At 56.7% G+C, this 20,376-nt stretch carries 19 protein-coding genes; 6 read left to right on the plus strand and 13 right to left on the minus strand.

The features are described 5' to 3' along the window. Positions 1 to 83: 83 nt before the first annotated feature. The 3 genes from ppdD to hofC are packed head-to-tail and all read left to right on the plus strand — an operon-like array spanning position 84 to position 3,103. Positions 84 to 542 carry a prepilin peptidase-dependent pilin gene (gene ppdD, locus ACOYA6_RS13145; RefSeq protein WP_039030359.1) on the plus strand — a complete coding sequence of 153 codons (459 nt, stop codon included), beginning with the start codon at positions 84 to 86 and terminating at the stop codon, positions 540 to 542. Next, positions 532 to 1,917 carry a type II secretion system protein GspE gene (gspE, locus tag ACOYA6_RS13150; protein WP_422654815.1) on the plus strand — a complete coding sequence of 462 codons (1,386 nt, stop codon included), beginning with the start codon at positions 532 to 534 and terminating at the stop codon, positions 1,915 to 1,917. Before ppdD ends, gspE begins: the two co-directional genes overlap by 11 nt. Then, positions 1,907 to 3,103 carry a protein transport protein HofC gene (gene hofC / locus ACOYA6_RS13155; protein WP_422654816.1) on the plus strand — a complete coding sequence of 399 codons (1,197 nt, stop codon included), beginning with the start codon at positions 1,907 to 1,909 and terminating at the stop codon, positions 3,101 to 3,103. Before gspE ends, hofC begins: the two co-directional genes overlap by 11 nt. A gap of 30 nt (positions 3,104 to 3,133) precedes the next feature. Here hofC and ACOYA6_RS13160 read toward each other — a convergent pair whose 3' ends face one another. Further along, complete coding sequence (locus tag ACOYA6_RS13160; RefSeq protein ID WP_039030362.1) at positions 3,134 to 4,177, minus strand: GMP reductase; 1,044 nt, start codon at positions 4,175 to 4,177, stop codon at positions 3,134 to 3,136. A gap of 236 nt (positions 4,178 to 4,413) precedes the next feature. Between ACOYA6_RS13160 and coaE the strand changes: the two genes are divergently transcribed. Genes coaE through yacG form a run of 3 tightly spaced genes read left to right on the plus strand, consistent with a single transcriptional unit; the run spans position 4,414 to position 5,972 of the window. After that, positions 4,414 to 5,025: a dephospho-CoA kinase gene (gene coaE, locus ACOYA6_RS13165; protein ID WP_039030363.1), complete on the plus strand. Its 612-nt coding sequence runs from the start codon at positions 4,414 to 4,416 to the stop codon at positions 5,023 to 5,025. Beyond that, on the plus strand, positions 5,025 to 5,768 hold the full coding sequence (gene zapD / locus ACOYA6_RS13170; protein ID WP_039030364.1) for a cell division protein ZapD: 744 nt from the start codon (positions 5,025 to 5,027) through the stop codon (positions 5,766 to 5,768). The genes coaE and zapD overlap by 1 nt, the downstream gene beginning before the upstream one ends. Before the next feature lie 9 nt (positions 5,769 to 5,777). Then, positions 5,778 to 5,972 (plus strand): DNA gyrase inhibitor YacG, encoded by a 195-nt coding sequence (gene yacG / locus ACOYA6_RS13175; protein WP_039030365.1) that lies wholly within the window; start codon positions 5,778 to 5,780, stop codon positions 5,970 to 5,972. 34 nt (positions 5,973 to 6,006) lie between these two features. On the opposite strand, the gene mutT is transcribed toward yacG, so the two are convergent. The 12 genes from mutT to murD form a co-directional block, all read right to left on the minus strand. Further along, positions 6,007 to 6,399, minus strand: coding sequence for an 8-oxo-dGTP diphosphatase MutT (gene mutT / locus ACOYA6_RS13180; RefSeq protein WP_223074961.1), 393 nt, complete (start codon positions 6,397 to 6,399; stop codon positions 6,007 to 6,009). 57 nt (positions 6,400 to 6,456) lie between these two features. After that, positions 6,457 to 9,162, minus strand: a complete 2,706-nt coding sequence (gene secA, locus ACOYA6_RS13185; protein ID WP_039030367.1) for a preprotein translocase subunit SecA — start codon at positions 9,160 to 9,162, stop codon at positions 6,457 to 6,459. A gap of 60 nt (positions 9,163 to 9,222) precedes the next feature. Further along, entirely contained in the window at positions 9,223 to 9,726 is a 504-nt protein-coding gene (gene secM / locus ACOYA6_RS13190) for a secA translation cis-regulator SecM (RefSeq protein ID WP_171029968.1), read from the minus strand. A 251-nt stretch (positions 9,727 to 9,977) separates the two neighbouring features. Beyond that, complete coding sequence (gene lpxC / locus ACOYA6_RS13195) at positions 9,978 to 10,895, minus strand: UDP-3-O-acyl-N-acetylglucosamine deacetylase (RefSeq protein ID WP_039030368.1); 918 nt, start codon at positions 10,893 to 10,895, stop codon at positions 9,978 to 9,980. Between the two features lie 101 nt (positions 10,896 to 10,996). Next, positions 10,997 to 12,148, minus strand: a complete 1,152-nt coding sequence (gene ftsZ, locus ACOYA6_RS13200) for a cell division protein FtsZ (RefSeq protein WP_039030369.1) — start codon at positions 12,146 to 12,148, stop codon at positions 10,997 to 10,999. 63 nt (positions 12,149 to 12,211) lie between these two features. After that, entirely contained in the window at positions 12,212 to 13,468 is a 1,257-nt protein-coding gene (ftsA, locus tag ACOYA6_RS13205) for a cell division protein FtsA (protein WP_039030370.1), read from the minus strand. A 2-nt stretch (positions 13,469 to 13,470) separates the two neighbouring features. Next, a complete protein-coding gene (gene ftsQ / locus ACOYA6_RS13210; RefSeq protein WP_039030371.1) occupies positions 13,471 to 14,304 on the minus strand; it encodes a cell division protein FtsQ in 834 nt (277 codons plus the stop codon). Position 14,305: 1 nt separating this feature from the next. Then, the gene (locus tag ACOYA6_RS13215; RefSeq protein ID WP_422654817.1) at positions 14,306 to 15,226 is read right to left on the minus strand and encodes a D-alanine--D-alanine ligase; all 921 of its coding nucleotides are present in this window, start codon (positions 15,224 to 15,226) and stop codon (positions 14,306 to 14,308) included. After that, the gene (gene murC, locus ACOYA6_RS13220; protein WP_039030373.1) at positions 15,219 to 16,694 is read right to left on the minus strand and encodes a UDP-N-acetylmuramate--L-alanine ligase; all 1,476 of its coding nucleotides are present in this window, start codon (positions 16,692 to 16,694) and stop codon (positions 15,219 to 15,221) included. Before murC ends, ACOYA6_RS13215 begins: the two co-directional genes overlap by 8 nt. A gap of 59 nt (positions 16,695 to 16,753) precedes the next feature. Next, a complete protein-coding gene (murG, locus tag ACOYA6_RS13225; RefSeq protein ID WP_039030374.1) occupies positions 16,754 to 17,818 on the minus strand; it encodes an undecaprenyldiphospho-muramoylpentapeptide beta-N-acetylglucosaminyltransferase in 1,065 nt (354 codons plus the stop codon). Continuing rightward, positions 17,815 to 19,059 carry a cell division protein FtsW gene (ftsW, locus tag ACOYA6_RS13230; protein WP_039030375.1) on the minus strand — a complete coding sequence of 415 codons (1,245 nt, stop codon included), beginning with the start codon at positions 19,057 to 19,059 and terminating at the stop codon, positions 17,815 to 17,817. The genes murG and ftsW overlap by 4 nt, the downstream gene beginning before the upstream one ends. Further along, positions 19,059 to 20,375, minus strand: a complete 1,317-nt coding sequence (murD, locus tag ACOYA6_RS13235) for a UDP-N-acetylmuramoyl-L-alanine--D-glutamate ligase (RefSeq protein WP_422654818.1) — start codon at positions 20,373 to 20,375, stop codon at positions 19,059 to 19,061. The genes ftsW and murD overlap by 1 nt, the downstream gene beginning before the upstream one ends. Position 20,376 lies beyond the last annotated feature (1 nt).

A 20,376-nucleotide genomic window follows, 5' to 3' on the forward strand; every position in this document is an offset into this window, starting at 1 on the left:
CCCGCTTCACGAAACGCGTTTTGCCGCTCGCCCCCTGTTTGTCTGCCTGCCACAGTAGCGCCAGTCTAAACAAGGAGCGAATCATGGAAAGACAAAAAGGATTTACCCTCATCGAATTAATGGTTGTCATCGGCATTGTCGCCATTCTTAGCGCCATCGGCATTCCGGCCTATCAGAACTACCTGCGTAAAGCCGCCCTCACCGATATGCTGCAAACCTTCCTGCCCTACCGTACCGCCGTCGAACTCTGCGCGCTCGATCATGGCGGGACGGATAGCTGCGATGCGGGCGTGAACGGTGTCCCCTCCCCCGCGACATCCCGCTATGTCTCAGGCATGAGCATCGCCAAAGGTGCCATCACCCTGACGGGACAGGAGAGCCTGAACGGTCTGGAGGTGGTCATGACGCCGCAGTGGGATAACGGCAATGGCATCACCGGCTGGAAGCGCGTCTGTACCATTGCCGCAGACAGTGCCCTGAAGCAGGCCTGTGAAGAGGTGTTCCGCTTTACGGCCGGTGAGGAGAAAGGCAATGAATCCTGATCGGTTAATGGCCCTGTGTCAGCGTCATAACGCCCAGCTGCTGAACCGCGATCCGGACAAAATCACTATCGCGGTTGTCGGTAACCCGCCGTCTGAGCTACTGGAGGCGCTACGTTTCGCCACACAGAAAAGGATCGATATCGAATGCTGGACCAGCGAGAGAATGGAAAAACACCGGCAAACCGCGTCAGAATCGCATCTGCCCGCCGTCGCCAGCGCCACGAGCTCCGCCATTGAGATCCTTAACCGCACCCTGATACAGGCGATGAGTCAGCGGGCCTCGGATATTCATATCGAGCCCGCCGACGAGAGCTGGCAGATCCGCTTGCGCATCGATGGCGTGCTGTACCCGCAACAGCCCCTCTCATCCGAGCTGGGCACAACGCTTATCGCCAGGCTGAAGGTGCTGGGCAACCTGGATATCGCCGAGCGGCGCTTACCCCAGGATGGGCAATTTACGGTTGAACTGTCAGGGGCTCCCGTCTCGTTTCGTATTGCCACGCTCCCCTGTCGCAGCGGAGAAAAAATCGTCCTGCGGCTTCTGCAGCAGGAGCAACAGGCACTCCTGCTCGATCAACTGGGCATGAGCACAACCCAGCAGCGATTATTCGCCGGGGCACTGCATAAATCCCAGGGGCTGATTCTGGTGACCGGGCCCACCGGCAGCGGCAAAACCGTTACCCTGTACAGCGCGTTGCAGGCCCGCAACACACCCGCAGTGAACATCTGCAGCGTCGAAGATCCTGTCGAAATCCCGCTTGATGGGCTAAACCAGACCCCCATTAACCCCCGGGCGGGGTTAACCTTTCAGAGCGTACTGCGCGCGCTGTTACGTCAGGATCCGGACATCATCATGGTGGGCGAAATACGCGATGGCGAAACGGCGGAGATCGCCATCAACGCCGCGCAGACCGGCCATCTGGTGCTGTCGACGCTGCATACCAACTCCACCGCCGAAACGCTGGTACGCCTGCAGCAGATGGGCGTGGCGCGCTGGATGATCTCCTCGGCGTTGTCTCTGGTGATTGCCCAGCGGCTGGTGCGCCGGCTGTGTCCGCACTGTCGTCAGGAGGCCCTAAGGGATACGCCGCTACCGCAGGCGCTGTGGCCTCGCTCTCTGCCAAACTGGCAGCCGGTGGGTTGCGACCGCTGCTATCACGGTTTTTATGGCCGGGTGGCCATCTTCGAGGTAATGGTTATTACCCGCGAACTGCGCTCGGCCATTGCCAGCGGAGCAGCGGTGGAAGAGATCGAAAAACTGGCCCGACAGACGGGCATGGTCACGCTGTTTGAACATGGCTGCATGGCGGTAGAACAGGGCCACACCACCCTCGAAGAGGTGGTGCAGATGCTGGGTGCCCCGGATGGCAGGTAATCAGCTCTGGCGCTGGCGGGCACTCAGCCCACAAGGAGAGCGCCTGGCGGGCGCGCTTTGGGCGCCCGACAAACAAACGGCATGGACCGTCCTGCAGGGCAAAGAGCTTGTCCCCCTTGAGCTCAGACGATGCGCGCAGCAGAGTCGCTGGCAGGCGCAGCATCGCTACGATGTTATCCACCAGCTGGCGACGCTGCTGCAGGCGGGCTTAACGCTGTCGGCAGGGCTGTCGCTTCTGGCGCAGCAGCATCCGGCCCGGCAATGGCAGGCGCTGTTGCAAAGCGTCGCCGATGACCTCAGCGCCGGGTGCGCCTTCTCTGACGCCCTGAAAAAGTGGCCGCACGTCTTTCCGCCGCTCTATATCTCGATGATTAAAACCGGGGAGCTAACCGGCAAGCTGGATGAATGTTGTCGTCAGCTGGCGCACCAGCAAAAAACCCAGCAGCAGCTCAGCGCAAAGGTAAAAAAAGCGCTGCGCTATCCGGTGATCATTCTCAGTCTGGCTGTCGCCGTGGTGCTGGCGATGGTGACGCTGGTGTTGCCGGAGTTCGCTGCGATCTACAAAACCTTTAACACCCCCTTACCTACCCTGACCCGGGCCGTCATGGGGCTGGCAAATGCGCTCCAGGAGCAGGGCGCTGTACTGCTGTTAAGCCTGCTGGCAATCATATCGGGCCTGCTGCTTCTTCGGCGCAAACGACGATGGCAGTACGCCACCCAGCGTCTGCTCCTGACCAGCCCCGTGATTGGCCCGCTGGTGCGGGGGCAAAAGCTCAGCCAGATCTTTACCGTTTTGTCGCTCACACAACAGGCGGGTATCGCTTTTCTACAGGGGCTGGAAAGTACGGAGGAGACGCTGGAGTGCCCCTTCTGGCGGGAGAAATTACAGACGATACGGCATCGCATTATGCAGGGTATGCCCATCTGGTCAGCCCTGAACGACGCCGCAATTTTTACGCCACTCTGCATTCAGCTGGTTCGCACCGGCGAGGCATCGGGAGCGCTGGACACCATGCTGAGCAATCTGGCGCAGCATCACAATGAGCAGACCTTTCAGCAGGCGGACAATCTTGCCTCGCTGCTGGAGCCATTACTGTTGATTGTGACGGGACTGATTATTGGCACGCTGGTGGTGGCGATGTATCTGCCGATTTTCCATCTGGGGGATGCGATGAGCGCGGGATAACGCTGGCGCGAGACGCGCCAGCGAGAGGCATTACAGACTGTTGAAGACGCGGTTTTCCTGTTCCTGAACGCGGATAAAGGTCGTGCGCTTGGTCAGCTCTTTCAGGCGGGATGCACCCACGTAGGTACATGCGGAACGCAGGCCGCCCAGGATGTCACGCGCGGTATTCTCAACCGGGCCGCGCAGAGGCAGCTTAACGGTTTTACCTTCCGCGGCACGATACTGCGCAACACCACCCACGTGGCGGTTCATCGCAGATTCAGAGCTCATGCCGTAGAAGAGCATGAATTTTTCACCGTTTTCGTCAACCACGGTGCCGCCGCTCTCTTCGTGGCCCGCCAGCATACCGCCCAGCATCACGAAGTCTGCGCCGCCGCCGAAGGCTTTCGCCACGTCGCCCGGCATGGTGCATCCACCGTCGCTGATGATCTGGCCGCCCAGGCCGTGGGCTGCATCCGCACACTCGATCACTGCTGACAGCTGCGGATAGCCAACGCCAGTTTTTACACGCGTTGTGCAGACGGAGCCCGGGCCGATGCCCACCTTCACAATATCTGCGCCGGACAGGATCAGCTCTTCACACATTTCACCGGTAACCACGTTACCCGCAATAATGGTTTTGGTCGGCCAGGCCTGACGCGCCTTGCTGACGAACTGAACGAAGTGCTCGGAGTAACCATTCGCCACATCAATACAGACGAAGTTCAGGTTTGGGTTCGCAATCAGGATCTGTTTTGTTTTTTCGAAATCAGCATCAGAGGTGCCGGTGGAAACCATCACGTGCTTCAGCACGTTTTCAGATACGGAACCTGCAAACGCATTCCACTCTTCAACGCTGTAGTGCTTGTGCACAGCGGTCAGGATGTCGAAGGAGGCCAGCGCTTTTGCCATGGCAAACGTCCCGACGGTATCCATATTCGCGGCGATAACAGGTACGCCAGACCAGGTCTGACCGGAATGCTTAAAGGTGAATTGACGTTCAAGTTCAACGTCGGAGCGACTTTTCAGAGTAGAACGTTTAGGGCGGATAAGAACGTCTTTGAAACCTAACTTCAGATCTTCTTCGATACGCATTTGCGGATTCCTGGGGTACTGGGGTAAATGTCGAAAAAACGTAACACACAACTCCAGTGACGCTATCATACGCACTAATACCTGTTGCGCAAGACTGCGAAAATCACTTTTTTTACGCTACAATCCTATAAATTTACCTGGTAAAAAGTACGTAAGCAGAGCTTAATCTTTGCTGATAAAAGATTAAATCTTAAGCAATTGATATCAATAATGAATATTTCCCAGGATTTTATTTAATGGGGTACATCGTTGCACTAACGGGAGGCATTGGCAGTGGCAAAAGCACTGTGGCAGAAGCCTTCTCTCGTCTGGGCGTCACAATAATTGATGCCGACATCCTTGCCCGCCAGGTGGTAGAGCCCGGTACACCCGCACTACGCGCTATCGCAGAACATTTCGGCAACGATACGATCGCACCTGACGGCACCCTTAATCGCCGGAAGCTGCGCGAACGCATTTTTGCCCACCCTGAAGAGAAAGCCTGGCTTAACGCCTTGCTTCACCCGCTTATCCAGCAGGAGACGCAGAAGCAGATAGCACAAGCAACGTCACCCTATGTGCTCTGGGTTGTCCCGCTTCTTGTGGAAAATAATCTCCATGACAAAGCGGACCGGGTGCTGGTGGTGGACGTCTCCCCGGCAACACAAATTCAGCGCACCATTGCCCGCGATAACGTCGGGCGTGAACATGCGGAACAAATTCTTGCCGCGCAGGCCACGCGTGAAGCGCGTCTGGCCGTCGCGGATGATGTTATTGATAATAACGGCGCACCGGATGCCATTGCATCGGATGTGGCTCGCCTGCATCAGCAATACCTGGCGCAGGCCGTTTTACAGGAAAAAGCCTAATGCACACCCACGTTCTTTTTGAGCATCCCCTCAATGAAAAAATGCGCACCTGGCTGCGCATTGAGTTTTTAATCCAGCAGCTTTCGAGCCTGCTTCCGGTTCACGACCACACCACGGCGCTGCATTTTTTCCGTAACGTGGGCGACCTGCTGGATGTGTTAGAGCGTGGCGAAGTCCGCACTGATTTAGTGAAAGAGCTGGAGCGTCAGCAGCGTAAATTGCAGGCCTGGGCAGAAGTGCCGGGAGTGGACAACAGCCGCATCGACAGCCTGCGCCAGCAGCTGAAAAACAGCAGCGGAGTGTTAATGGCCGCACCCCGTATCGGCCAGTTTCTGCGGGAAGACCGCCTGGTAGCGCTGGTGCGTCAGCGTCTGAGCATTCCCGGCGGCTGCTGCAGTTTCGATTTACCGACCCTGCACATCTGGCTGCATATGCCGCAGGAGCAGCGCGATATCCAGGTACAAAACTGGCTGGTCAGCCTTGAGCCGTTGAACCAGGCGTTGACGCTGATCCTCGACCTGATCCGCAACTCCGCGCCGTTCCGCAAACAAACCAGCCTGAACGGTTTTTATCAGGATAATGGGGAAGATGCCGATCTGCTGCGTCTGCAGTTGCCCCTTGCCGCTCAGCTTTATCCGCAGATTTCAGGCCATAAAAGCCGCTTTGCGATTCGTTTCATGCCGCTCGACAGTGAACATGGCCTGGTGCCGGAACGCCTCGACTTTGAACTGGCCTGTTGTTAAGGAGTTAAGATGTCTGATGTTACTACCGTGAACTGCCCCACCTGTGGGAAGCCCGTCGTCTGGGGCGAGCAGAGCCCGTTTCGTCCTTTTTGCAGCAAGCGTTGTCAGCTGATCGATCTGGGTGAGTGGGCCGCGGAAGAGAAACGCATTCCAAGCGAAGGCGATCTCTCTGACAGCGACGACTGGAGTGAAAGCCAGCAGTAACGTTTAATGCCTGCTGGCGCTTTGTCCGGCAGGCTTACAGATTGTCCACTAAACGGGCGATAACAGGCGCGTTTGCCGGTGGGAATTTATCGGCATCCTGCGCGCTCAGCGTCACCCAGTTTCCAGGCTGTCCCTCTTTGCCCCAGGGCTCCCCCTCCCAGCTTTCCACCAGCCAGAACCACAGCGTGATATGGCGATCGGGGAAGGTATATTCCAGTTTGTCGAACAGGGTCGCACCGAGCGGGGTGATCCCCACCTCTTCCTGAAGTTCGCGGGCCAGCGCCTGTTCCGGCGTCTCGCCAGACTCGATTTTGCCGCCCGGAAACTCCCATTTATTTGCCATGTGCGCATCCGCTGCACGCTGGGTAATAAAGATTTGGTTATCTGAATTGCGAATGATCCCGACAGCGATTTGCAGTATTTTCATTGTCTTACGTCCATAAAAAAGGCGCAGATATCTGCGCCTTTCAGGTGTGTTTCAGGCTTAGCTCAGACGGCCATGGCACTGTTTGTATTTTTTACCGGAACCGCATGGGCACGGATCGTTACGACCGACCTTACGCTCACCGGACTGCGCGGCAATCGCGGCGGCTGCGGCTTCTTCGTCGTCCTGATGGCTGAGCTGCTGCATCTGGGCCAGACGCTCAGCTTCTTCACGACGCTGCTGCTCCATCTCTTCCACTTCTTCCGGCATGCGCACCTGAACTTTGCTCAGAGTGCTGATCACTTCATACTTCAGTGATTCAAGCATGGAGGCAAACATCGCAAAGGATTCGCGCTTGTACTCCTGCTTCGGATCTTTTTGTGCATAGCCACGCAGGTGGATGCCCTGACGCAGGTAGTCCATCGCCGCCAGGTGCTCTTTCCACAGGGAGTCCAGGGTTTGCAGCATCACGCCTTTTTCGAAGTGACGCATCATCTCAGCACCAACAACTTCTTCTTTGCGCTTATACACCTCAAGGGCGTTAGCAAAAATACGCTCGCGCAGGGTCTCTTCGTGCAGCTCCGGCTCTTTATCCAGCCACTCCTGAATCGGCAGATCCAGGTCGAAGTCGTTTTTCAGACGCGCCTGCAGACCTTCAACATCCCACATCTCTTCCAGGGACTGCGGAGGAATGTGCCCATCGATGGTGGCTTTAAACACGTCTTCGCGGATGCTGTTAATGGTTTCGCTCACGTCGGAAACGTCCAGCAGCTCGTTACGCTGGGTGTAGATCGCGCGACGCTGATCGTTGGCCACGTCATCATACTCAAGCAGCTGCTTACGAATATCGAAGTTACGGCTTTCCACTTTGCGTTGGGCGTTGGCGATGGCTTTGGTCACCCATGGGTGTTCAATCGCTTCGCCCGGCTTCATGCCCAGCTTACGCATCATGCCCGACACACGGTCAGAGGCGAAAATACGCATCAGCGCATCTTCCATCGACAGGTAGAAGCGTGAAGAACCGGCATCACCCTGACGACCCGCACGGCCGCGCAGCTGGTTATCGATACGACGGGATTCATGGCGCTCAGTACCAATGATGTGCAGACCGCCCGCAGCCAGCACCGCATCGTGACGAACCTGCCAGTCGGCTTTGATCTGCGCGATCTGCTCCGGCGTTGGGTTTTCCAGCGCGGCCACTTCTGCCTGCCAGCTACCGCCCAGCATGATGTCAGTACCACGACCCGCCATGTTGGTGGCGATGGTCACGGCTGACGGATAACCCGCCTGCGCAACGATATCTGCTTCTTTGGCGTGGAATTTGGCGTTGAGCACGTTGTGCTTAATACCGGCTTTGGTCAGCTCTTCGGAGACCACTTCCGATTTTTCGATGGAGATAGTCCCTACCAGCACCGGCTGGCCCGCAGCGGTACGATCGCGGATATCTTCGATGATGGCCTGAATTTTTTCCGCTTCGGTCATGTAGACCAGGTCCGGCATATCTTTACGGATCATCGGACGGTTGGTTGGCACCACCACGGTATCCAGCTTATAGATAGAGCTGAATTCGAAGGCTTCGGTATCCGCCGTACCGGTCATCCCTGCCAGCTTCTCGTACAGACGGAAGTAGTTCTGGAAGGTGATCGATGCCAGGGTCTGGTTCTCGTTCTGGATATCGACGTTCTCTTTGGCTTCAACCGCCTGATGCAGACCATCGGACCAGCGGCGACCCTGCATGGTACGACCGGTGTGTTCGTCGACGATGATGACTTCGCCATCCTTAACGATGTAGTCCACGTCACGGGTAAAGAGCACGTGCGCGCGCAGGGCGGCAGTCACGTGGTGCATCAGCATGATGTTGCCCGGAGAGTAGAGCGACTCGCCCTCTTCCATAATGCCCTGGGCAACCAGCAGCTCTTCAATCTGGACCAGGCCACGCTCGGTCAGGTTCACCTGACGGGCTTTTTCGTCCACGGAGAAGTGACCTTCACCCTGGAAGGTGTCGGAGTCCTCTTTTTCCTGACGGATCAGGTGCGGAATGATTTTGTCGACTTTGCGATACATCTCGGAGCTGTCTTCAGCCGGGCCGGAGATGATCAGCGGCGTACGCGCTTCGTCGATCAGGATGGAGTCCACCTCATCCACCAGCGCATAGTGCAGTTTGCGCTGGACGCGCTCTTCAGGGCTGAACGCCATGTTGTCGCGCAGGTAGTCGAAGCCATATTCGTTGTTGGTACCGTAGGTGATGTCAGCGTTGTAGGCTTCGCGTTTAGCGGGAGCCGGCAGGCCTGACATGTTGATCCCGACGCTCATACCGAGGAATTCGAACAGAGGACGGTTGTTTTCGGCGTCACGCTGGGCCAGATAGTCGTTGACGGTCACCACGTGCACACCTTTACCCGACAGGGCGTTAACGTAGGCTGGCAGAGTCGCGGTCAGGGTTTTACCTTCACCGGTACGCATCTCGGCGATGCAGCGGTCGTTCAGAACCATACCACCCAACAGCTGCACGTCGAAGTGACGCATGCCGAACACGCGCTTACTTGCTTCGCGCACAACGGCGAACGCTTCCGGAATCAGGCTTTCAACGGTTTCACCTTTTTCGAGGCGGGCACGGAATTCAGCGGTTTTGGCTTTCAGCTCGTCATCAGAAAGTTTTTCCATCGCTGGCTCGAGGCCATTGATGACGCTGACAGCTTTGCGCATGCGGCGCAGGGTACGATCGTTACGGCTACCGAAAACTTTAGTTAGTAATTTGATTAACATAATAAATTCTCAAACGCCCCATCATGGGCAGTTAAATTAAGGTATTGAAAGACGGTTAATTTAGCTGAGGCGTTGAGGTCCGGCGCGGATGCCCTGTACCTGGCTAATCCAGGCGGACACGGAGAAAGCGGTGTGTGGCTCGAATGCAGCAAGCGCGACCTGACGGACAATAACCGGCGGCTTGCTCTGTTGCGTCAGAAGCGTATTGAGCGTATCCAGCAGCGCCAGATGGTGCGCCTGAACCGGTAAGGACTCTTCAACCGCAGGTAATGCCTGCGGCGCCATGGCAAAGGAGAGATGCCGGATGACGGTACGAATGGCATGCTGATGCCAGTAATCTACCGTGAAATTCGGTCGGCGGTTCGCTTCCAGCAGGGCAAGATTGGTGAAATTAACCCGCGTGTTCAGATCGTGGCGGGTGGTGGTGGTCCTGGCAGTACTGGCGGCTTCGGCGTTACTGCTGAGCGCGGGCAGGCCAAGACTCGCCGCGACCATCCCCAGAAGGAGATGCGGCCAGAAGTAACGTCTGCCAAATTGTCGCCAGCGCGTCAGAATTCCGCTCAATTGCCCCACCACAAGTAAGTAAGCTTTCAGGCTCACCGTATGATTTTTATATTTTCGCGCCAAGATAGTACCACTAAAGCTACTTCACAGCAGCAGTATTGAGGCACCGGGGAGGTTAAAAATGGTGATGAAATCAGCAAACGCGCCATTGACTACAGCGATTCGGGAAAGGCAAAAACAAAAACGACTGGTCTTCCTGGCCGGAGAGAGTGCCAGGTCAACCAGTCGAATTTACATAACGGAGTGTGCCGTTACGCCAGAACCGTGCTCGGTGCTTTGAATGCCAGTGGCAGTTCAGCTTCGTCTTCGAAGGTCACATATTCCCAGGCTTCCTGTTTTGCCAGAACAGCCTGCAACAGTTTGTTGTTCAGCGCGTGACCGGATTTATACGCGGTAAACGCACCAATGATGTTGTGACCACACATGAACAGGTCGCCGATCGCATCCAGCATTTTGTGACGAACGAATTCATCTTCAAAACGCAGGCCGTCTTCGTTCAGTACGCGATAATCGTCAACAACGATGGCACAATCGAAGCTGCCGCCCAGGCACAGGCCACGGGACTGCAGATATTCGATATCACGCATGAAACCAAACGTACGCGCTCGACTGATCTGACGCATAAACGCATCAGCAGAGAAGTTCATCGCATAGCGCTGAGTGCTGGAATCAATCGCCGGGTGGTTAAAATCGATGGTGAAATCCAACGAAAAACCATTAAACGGCTTGAATTCTGCCCATTTGTCGCCATCCTGGACACGAACGGTCTCTTTAATGCGTACGAATTTCTTCGCGCTGTTCAGTTCTTCGATGCCGGCATCCAGCAACAGATAGACAAACGGTGCAGCACTGCCATCCATAATTGGGATTTCCGGCGCATCGACTTCAATAACGATGTTGTCGATACCCAGACCCGCCAGGGCGGCATTCAGGTGCTCTACGGTAGAGATCCGCACGTCATGCTCATTCACCAGGCAAGTACAGAGCATGGTATCACGCACAGATTTGGCATCAGCCGGGAAATCTACCGGTGGATTCAAGTCGGTGCGACGATAGATGACCCCGGTGTTGGCCGGCGCAGGGCGCAACGTCAGGGTGACTTTCTTGCCGGTATGTAAACCGACACCTGTCGCCTGAACGATACGTTTTAATGTCCTTTGTTTGATCATCGTATAATCTCGCCAAGTTACTTATCCAACCGAGAGTGTACATCACTATCGGGCGGCCAGTTTAGCACAAAGAGCGTAAATCCCCTAATTCCAGCTAATTCTTAATCAGCTTGCTTACGCAGGAACGCGGGAATGTCCAGATAATCCGGCTCTTTCTGAGTTTGTGGAGTATTGTCATTAACCACCTTAGCGGCTGGTTTCTGCTCCTGGGTCAGCGGCGCCATACCGTGCTGCTGGTAACGATCCATCACCGGCTGCTGAGCAGGTTTGTTGGTCACCAGAGTGATCTCAGGACGTTTGTCCATGCCAATACCGGTCGCAACAACCGTTACGCGCAGTTCATCGTTCATTTCCGGATCAAGGGAAGTACCGATTACCACGGTGGCGTTGTCAGAAGCGAACGCACGGATGGTGTTACCCACGGTTTCGAACTCATCCAGACGCAGGTCGAAGCCCGCAGTGATGTTAACCAGCACGCCGCGCGCGCCGGACAGATCGATATCTTCCAGCAGCGGAGAAGAGATCGCCATTTCAGCGGCTTCTTCTGCACGGTCTTCACCTTTCGCCACGCCGGAGCCCATCATCGCGTAGCCCATTTCGGACATCACGGTGCGCACGTCAGCAAAGTCGACGTTCATCAGGCCAGGACGGGTAATCAGCTCGGCAATACCCTGGACTGCGCCTTTAAGGACATCGTTCGCCGCGCCAAAAGCGTCCAGCAGAGAGATGCCACGGCCCAGCACTTTAAGCAGCTTGTCGTTTGGAATGGTGATCAGCGAGTCCACGTGCTTGGACAGCTCGGTGATACCCTGCTCTGCAAACGCCATACGCTTCTTGCCTTCAAAGTTGAAAGGCTTGGTCACTACGGCAACAGTCAGGATACCTAAATCTTTAGCCACTTCCGCAACAACTGGCGCAGCACCGGTTCCGGTACCACCGCCCATACCTGCGGCGATAAACACCATGTCTGCACCATCCAGCGCAGCACGCAGTGCTTCACGGTCTTCTTCTGCAGCATTACGGCCGACTTCCGGGTTTGCCCCAGCGCCCAGCCCTTTGGTGATGCCGCCACCGATCTGGATTGTCTGGCCAACAGCCGTCTTACGCAGTGCCTGCGCATCGGTGTTCACCGCGAAGAACTCAACACCTTCGATGCGCTCGCGCACCATGTGCTCTACAGCATTACCGCCGCCGCCACCGACGCCGATGACTTTAATCACCGCGTCGTTGGTCAGTTCCATAGGTTCAAACATAGTTTCTCTCCGTTTTGTGCCTGTCGCCTGAAACCGTTAATTCTCTCCGGTCTCTTACTAAAATTAAAATTCTTTTCGCAGCCAGGTATTGATTCGCTTAAACCACGAACCTACCGACGTACGTTTTTCTACTTCTGCTTCGCCACTGAGATGGGTTTCCTTCCCGTAATGAAGCAAGCCCACTGCCGTTGAGTAATACGGCTCCTGAGCATAATCCGTCAGACCGGTGATGTTCAGCGGTGCACCAATACGCACCTGCGTATGAAACACCCGCTGAGCGCAGGCCGCAAGACCTTCAATTTGCGCCGCGCCGCCGGTTAATACAATCCCCGCCGCAAGATGATGTTTAACACCCTGCTGGCGAAGCTGTTCCTGTAATTGCAAAATCTCTTCGTTCACCAGGTTAAGCAGCTCGGTATAACGCGGCTCAATCACTTCGGCTAAGGTCTGGCGCTGCAGGCTGCGCGGCGGACGACCACCGACGCTTGGCACTTCAACGCTCTCATCTTTACCCACGATGGAGCCCAGTGCACAGCCGTGGCGCACTTTAATTGCCTCGGCATCGCTCGGTGGCGTACCGAAGGCGTACGCGATATCGCTGGTGACCACATTCCCTGCATAAGGGATAACCTTGGTGTGGCGCAGCGCACCACCGGTGTAGACGGCCATGTCCATAGTACCACCGCCGATATCGACGACACAGACGCCCAGTTCACGTTCGTCTTCCGTCAGCACCGAATAACTTGCCGCCAGACCGGCGAAAATAAGTTGGTCAACTTTCAGGCCACAACGTTCAACGGCTTTGACGATGTTCTTCGCCATATCGTTGTGACATGTGATCAAGTGCACTTTTGCCTGCATACGCACGCCTGAAAGTCCTACCGGATTCTTAATACCTTCCTGGTAGTCGATCGCATATTCCTGCGGGATCACATGCAGGACGCGATGCTCGTCGCGAACACGTACCGACTTCGCAGTATGCACTACGTTCTCGACGTCTTCCTGCGAGACTTCTTCTTCTGAGATCGGCACCATACCGATCTCGTTCTGGCAGCTAATGTGCTTGCCAGAGAGTGCCAGATACACGGAGGAAATCTGGCAATCTGCCATCAGTTCGGCCTGATCGATGGCGCGCTGTACGCATTTCACCACCGACTCGAGGTCGTTTACCCCACCTTTATCCATACCACGGGACGGGCAGCTACCCACACCAATGATATTGACCACACCGTCGGGCAGAACTTCCCCTACTAAAGCGGCAACCTTCGCAGTGCCGATCTCCAGTCCTACTACCAGTTTTCTGTCCGTCGCCTTGATCATTGTTATTCTGCCTGTACCTGAGCCTGATTCTGTTGCTGATTAGGTTCCTCAACCGGGGCCGGGGACCACCCGACCGATGCGCCTGAGTCATAGCGCAAATCAACGTAGCTAATCCTTTTGCCTTCAGCCTGCGCCTGCTGCTGCAGAACGGGATAAAGTTCTACAAAACGTTCCAGACGCTTCATCGTGTCACCCCGCCCCAGATTCAGCTTGATATCGTTCGTCAGCGTTAACTGCCAGGAACGACGCGCCGTCATTGCAGCCTGTTTCAGGGTAAAACGATCCTTAGCCAGCACTTTACCCATGCTACGAAAACCTTCCAGTACTTCGTTTTCGCTGCCTTCCGGCCCATACAACATAGGTAAATTTTGCTTGCTGACACGATCGGCCGGGACGCTGAAAGAAACTCCATCTACGTCAACCATATGCTGATCATTCCAACGCGCAATGGGTACATATTCAACCAGATGAATCTTCAATTCATCGGGCCACTGCTTTCTGACGCTCGCCTGTTTAATCCAGGGCAGGCGCTCAATCTGACTCTGGATGATGTTCACATCCTGCGTCATGAAGGTGCCAGGCGACCCTAATGCCAGGATCGACTGACGGATATCGTCATTACGCGTGTAGTGACGGTCGCCGGTCACCACCAGTTTCGACAGAGGCAGACGCTGTGCATCTTCCATCCAGCCGAGCACCATCCAGCCGCTGACAAACACAGTACACAGCACGGCAAGCAGGAAGGTGATCCCTGCAAGACGCGTTCCATTACTCCGCCGTGAAGAATATTCTTCTTCCTCTTCGCGGTTTCGCGTGTTCAGCGCAGCCTGAGACATATCAGCCCGCCTGATCCAGAATGCGGACTACCAGCTGCGAGAAGCTCATGCCAGCCTGGCGAGCCGCCATCGGCACCAGGCTATGACTGGTCATGCCCGGTGAGGTATTGGCTTCCAGCAGATAAAACTGTCCGTCGCTATCCTGCATGACGTCGATTCTTCCCCATCCATAGCAGCCAAGAACTTGCCAGGCTTTAAGCACCAGCGCGTTGATTTCAGCTTCATGCCCGGCATCCAGACCACTTGGGCAGAAATATTGCGTCTCATCAGAGAGATACTTCGCCTCATAATCATAGAAGGTTCCGGCTGGTTGGATACGAATTGACGGTAAAATTTCTTCACCGAGCATCGCGACGGTAAATTCCGGTCCGCTTAGCCATTTCTCCACCAGAACTTCTTCATCATGTTGAAAAGCCAGCGCTAATGCTGATGATATATCGTCAGCTTTATCAACTTTAGACATTCCTACGCTTGAGCCCTCACGGCTGGGCTTAACAATCACCGGTAAACCCAGCGCGGTAATGCGCCCGCTAACGCTGGCTGTCAGGCCCTGCTCAAATTCACGACGCGTCAGTGCCACCCAGGGGGCAACCGGTAAACCGGCACCCTGCCACAGCAGTTTGCTGCGCAGTTTGTCCATGGAAATGGCCGACGCCATCACACCGCTGCCGGTGTAAGGCAGGCCGATGATGTCCAACAAGCCTTGCAGCGTGCCATCCTCACCGCCGCGACCGTGCAGCGCGATAAAAACTTTATCAAAGCCCAGCTCTTTCAGGCGCGTCACGTCGGTCTCTTTCGGATCGACCAGGTGCGCATTAACGCCGCCTTCGCGCAGCCCTGCCAGCACGGCCGCGCCGGAATTCAGGGAAACCTCGCGCTCGGCAGAGGTGCCGCCAGAGAGGACCGCAATCTTATCAGCCATGGCGCTCTTCCTCCGAAATTTGCGGCTTAAGTTTGATTTCGGCCAGCGTACGGGCGATTTTGCCGATATTTCCGGCACCCTGCACCAGAATCAAATCATTGCCGGTCAATACCGGGGCAAGCATCGCTGCCGCCTGGGCGTGATCGGAGACCAGAATCGGATCGATCTTGCCGCGACCACGAATGGTACGGCACAGCGAACGGCTGTCGGCACCCGGAATAGCCGCCTCACCTGCCGCGTACACTTCCAGCATCAGCAGCGTATCAACCTGTGACAGCACATTAGCGAAATCGTCGTATAAGTCACGCGTACGGGTGTAACGGTGTGGCTGGAACAGCATAACCAGATTTTTGTCCGGCCAGCCCGCGCGCGCCGCTTTGATCGTGGCGTCCACTTCCGTCGGGTGATGGCCGTAGTCATCCACCAGCATTGCGGTACCGCTTTTCCCGTTAACGCTTTCCAGCGGGAACTCGCCGAGGAAATCAAAACGACGACCGGTCCCCTGGAAGCTTTCGAGCGCCCGCAGGATATCCTCGTCGTCAATGCCCTCTTCCGTGGCGACCGCAACGGCCGCCGCCGCGTTCAGTGCGTTATGGCGTCCCGGCGCGTTAAGCGTCACCTGCAACAGCTCTTTGTCCTGACGCGCCAGGGTGAAATGCCCCTGCGCACCAACCTGCCTGTAACTCTCCACGCGGACATCAGCGTCTTCGCTGAAACCGTAGGTGGTGATCTGACGTCCTACGCGCGGCAGCAGCTCGCGGATCACCGGATCGTCAACGCACATTACGGCACGTCCATAAAACGGCAGGTTGTGCAAAAAGTTTATAAAGGTTTGCTTTAAATTTTCGAAATCGCCCTGGTAGGTATCCATGTGGTCGGCTTCGATGTTGGTCACAATCGCGACCATCGGCTGCAGGTGCAGGAACGACGCGTCGCTTTCATCCGCTTCAGCGATGAGATAGCGGCTGTGCCCCAGGCGAGCGTGAACGCCCGCAGCTTTCACCAGGCCGCCGTTAACGAAGGTCGGATCGAGGCCCGCTTCAGCATAAATGCTGGAGACCATCGCCGTGGTCGTGGTTTTACCGTGCGTACCGGCAATGGCAATGCCGTGACGAAAACGCATCAGTTCTGCCAGCATCTCTGCGCGGCGGATCACCGGAATACGCGCTTCGTGTGCCGCAACGATCTCCGGGTTATCGGCAGAAATGGCGCTGGAGACCACCACCACGCTCGCATCAAGAACGTTTTCCGGGCGATGGTTGAAATAGATTGTCGCACCCAGCGACGCCAACTGTTGCGTAACAGGGTTCGGCGCCAGATCGGACCCGCTGATCTGGTAGCCTTCATTCGCCAGCACCTCGGCAATACCGCCCATACCGGCGCCGCCGATGCCAACAAAGTGAATGTGCCGGACGCGACGCATCTCGGGCACGATTGAACGCAGTTTCGCCAGTTGTTGTGTATTCATTCTCTAAACGCCATCGACTACTTCAAAAAAATCGTGCAGCGCAACACGCGCTGCGAGGGTTAAACCTGGGCTGCCAGGCTCACTTCTTTCGCCACCCGCTCCGTTGCATCCGGGATCGCCGCCGCACGTGCGTGCTGCGCCATCGCCAGTAATGTCTCCCGGTCCCAGCCCGCCAGGGTGGTGGCGACCGCCTCGGCGGTAAACTGCGGCTGTTCAAAAATTTTGGCTGCCCCGGCTTTTTCAAGCGGCAGCGCATTCCAGTACTGCTGACGGTCTTTGTGCTGGAAGGGCACAAACAGTGCCGGCAAACCGGCAGCGGCGATCTCACTCACCGTCAGCGCGCCGGAACGGCAGACAACGACATCGGCCCAGGCATATGCCGCCGCCATGTCGTCGATAAATTCGGTTACTTTGTGCTGCGGCTGGCCCGCATCGGCATAGGCCTGCTCTACCGATTGCTGAGCGCCCTTTCCGCTTTGATGCCAGATCGTTACGCTATCGTTAAGCTTCGCGGCCACCTGCGGCATGGTCTGATTCAGGACGCGCGCGCCCTGCGATCCCCCTACCACCAGCACGCGTACCGGCCCTTCACGGCCGGTGAGTCGCTCCTGCGGCAATGGCAGCGCCAGCACGTCGACGCGCACCGGGTTGCCCACCACGTCGGCTTTCGGGAATGCGCCCGGGAATGCCTGCATCACTTTGCTGGCGATTTTTGCCAGCCATTTATTGGTGAGGCCCGCAATACCGTTCTGCTCGTGGAGCACAACCGGGATCCCCAGCGACCACGCCGCCAGTCCGCCAGGACCCGAGACATAACCGCCCATCCCCAGCACCACGTCCGGCTTAAAGCGCTTCATGATCGCCCGCGCCTGACGCCAGGCGTTAAAAATACGCACCGGCGCCAGCGCCAGGGCTTTGATCCCTTTGCCGCGCAGGCCAGAAATACGAATAAAGTCGATCTCAATACCGTGTTTTGGCACCAGATCGGCTTCCATGCGGTCTGCGGTTCCCAGCCAGCGTACCTGCCAGCCCTGATCCATTAAATGGTGTGCAACCGCGAGCCCCGGGAAAACATGTCCGCCGGTACCGCCCGCCATCACCATTAACCGCTTCGGTTGATTCATCGTGAACCTCGTGTAAACGCCTGGGCATTCTCCAGACGCGTTTCATAATCTATGCGCAACAAAAACATAATGGCGGTCGACATGATCAACAGACTCGAACCACCGTAACTGATTAACGGCAACGTCAGACCTTTGGTCGGCAGCATACCTGCTGCTGCACCTACGTTGACTAATGCCTGAAAACTGAACCAGATACCGATCGAACAGGCTAAAAAGCCCGAGAAACGGTGGTCAATCACCAGCGCTTTACGACCGATCGACATCGCACGGAAAGCGACGAAGAATACCATTAAAAGCGCCAATACCACACCGATATAACCCAGTTCTTCCCCAATAATGGAGAAGATAAAGTCGGTATGTGCCTCGGGTAAATACTCCAGTTTCTGGACTGAATTCCCAAGCCCCTGACCCCACATTTCACCGCGGCCAAACGCCATCAGCGACTGTGTCAGCTGATAACCGCTGCCAAACGGATCTTCCCAGGGGTTCCAGAAAGAGGTCACGCGGCGGATACGATACGGCTCGGCGAGGATCAGCAGCACGACCGCGGAGATCCCCATTCCGATGATGGCGATGAACTGCCACAGTTTCGCCCCCGCCAGGAACAGCATCGCCAGCGTGGTGACAAACAGTACTACCACGGTACCGAGGTCAGGCTGGGCCAGCAGCAGAACCGCCAGCACCAGAATCACGCCCATCGGTTTTAAGAAGCCGCGCAGGTTGTTACGCACCTCATCAACCTTACGCACCAGGTAGTTGGCGAGATAGCAGAAGAGCGACAGCTTGGTAAATTCCGCCGGCTGGATACGCAGCGGGCCGAAGGCAATCCAGCGCGATGCCCCGTTCACCGAGCTACCCACCACCAGTACGATCAGCAGCATGACGATCGAGGCGATCAGCATCGCGGTACTGTGTCGCTGCCAGAACGCCATCGGCAGACGTAAGGTCACCATCGCCAGACAGAACGCGAGGATGATGTACAGCCCGTCACGCTTGGCAAACAGGAAGGGATCGTTCGCCAGACGCTGCCCGACGGGCATCGAGGCCGAGGTCACCATAATAAAACCAATCGCCGCCAGCCCCAGCGTTAGCCAGAGCAGCATGCGGTCGTACATCACCAGGCTATCGGAATCTTTATCCCGGGAGCCCATGACCCAGCCTTTTAACGCCGACGAGATCCACACCAGGATGCCAAATCCTGGCAGGCGCGGCATTTTCGGGCGAGGGAGAGAGAAGCGCATCAGCCTAACTCCTTCGCCAGGCGGGTGAAGAGATCGCCCCGCTGTTCGAAATTCTTAAACTGATCGAGGCTGGCGCAGGCCGGAGAGAGCAGCACCATATCGCCCGGCTTCACGCGCGGGGCGATCAGCCGCATCGCCTGTTCCATGGTCCCGGTTTGTTCGGCGATGTCCGGACGCAGCGCTGCCAGTTCGGCACCGTCACGGCCAAAGCAGTAGAGACGCACGTTATCGCCGCTGAGATACTGTTTCAGCGAAGAGAAATCGGCGGATTTGCCGTCGCCACCCAGCAGCAGATGCAGGGTGCCGTGGACGTGCAGGCCATTCAGCGCCGCTTCCGTACTGCCGACGTTGGTGGCTTTTGAATCGTTGATCCAGCGCACGCCGTTATGCTCCAGCGCCAGCTGGAAGCGGTGCGCCAGGCCCGTAAAGGTGGTGAGGGCTTTCAGGCTGGTGGCGCGGGGTAATCCCGCAGCGTCCGCCAGCGCCAGCGCCGCAAGGGCGTTGGTGTAGTTGTGCTGGCCCGAAAGCGGCATCTCTTTAACGTTCAGCACCTTTTCACCGTTTGCCCGCAGCCAGGTTTCGCCCTGCTGACGGTTAAGGTGATAGTCGCCCATATTGATGCCAAAGCTCACGCAGCGCTCATCCGCGCCGCGTACCGGCATGGTCAGCGCATCATCGGCGTTCACCACGCACACGCGGGCATTTTCATAGATGCGCAGCTTGGCGGCGCGGTACTGCTGCAGACCAAACGGATAGCGATCCATATGATCTTCGGTGACGTTGAGGATGGTCGCCGCCACCGCCTGCAGGCTTGAAGTGGTTTCCAGCTGGAAGCTGGAGAGCTCAAGGATGTAGAGCTCACGCGCGGGATCGAGCAGCATCAGTGCCGGTAGGCCGATGTTGCCGCCGACCCCCACATTGACGCCCGCCGCTTTCGCCATCTCACCGACCAGCGTAGTGACGGTGCTTTTACCGTTTGAACCGGTAATGGCAATAACTGGCGCCTGGGCTTCACGGCAGAATAGTTCGATATCGCCGACGATCTCAACGCCCGCCTCGGCGGCAGCGCTCAGGGCCGGGTGCGCCAGGGCGATACCTGGGCTTGCGACAATCAGATCGGCGGCGTTCAGCCACTCTTCATTCAGACCACCAAGGTGGCGTTCAACCTGTTCCGGCAGTTTGTCCAGACCAGGCGGAGAGACACGCGTATCCATCACGCGAGGCGTGACGCCGCGCGCGAGGAAAAAGTCCACGCAGGAGAGGCCGGTTAAGCCTAACCCGATGATAACGACTTTTTTACCCTGGTAATCTGCCATG

The sequence above is a fragment of the Leclercia barmai genome (assembly GCF_049312895.1).
GTDB lineage: Bacteria > Pseudomonadota > Gammaproteobacteria > Enterobacterales > Enterobacteriaceae > Enterobacter > Enterobacter barmai.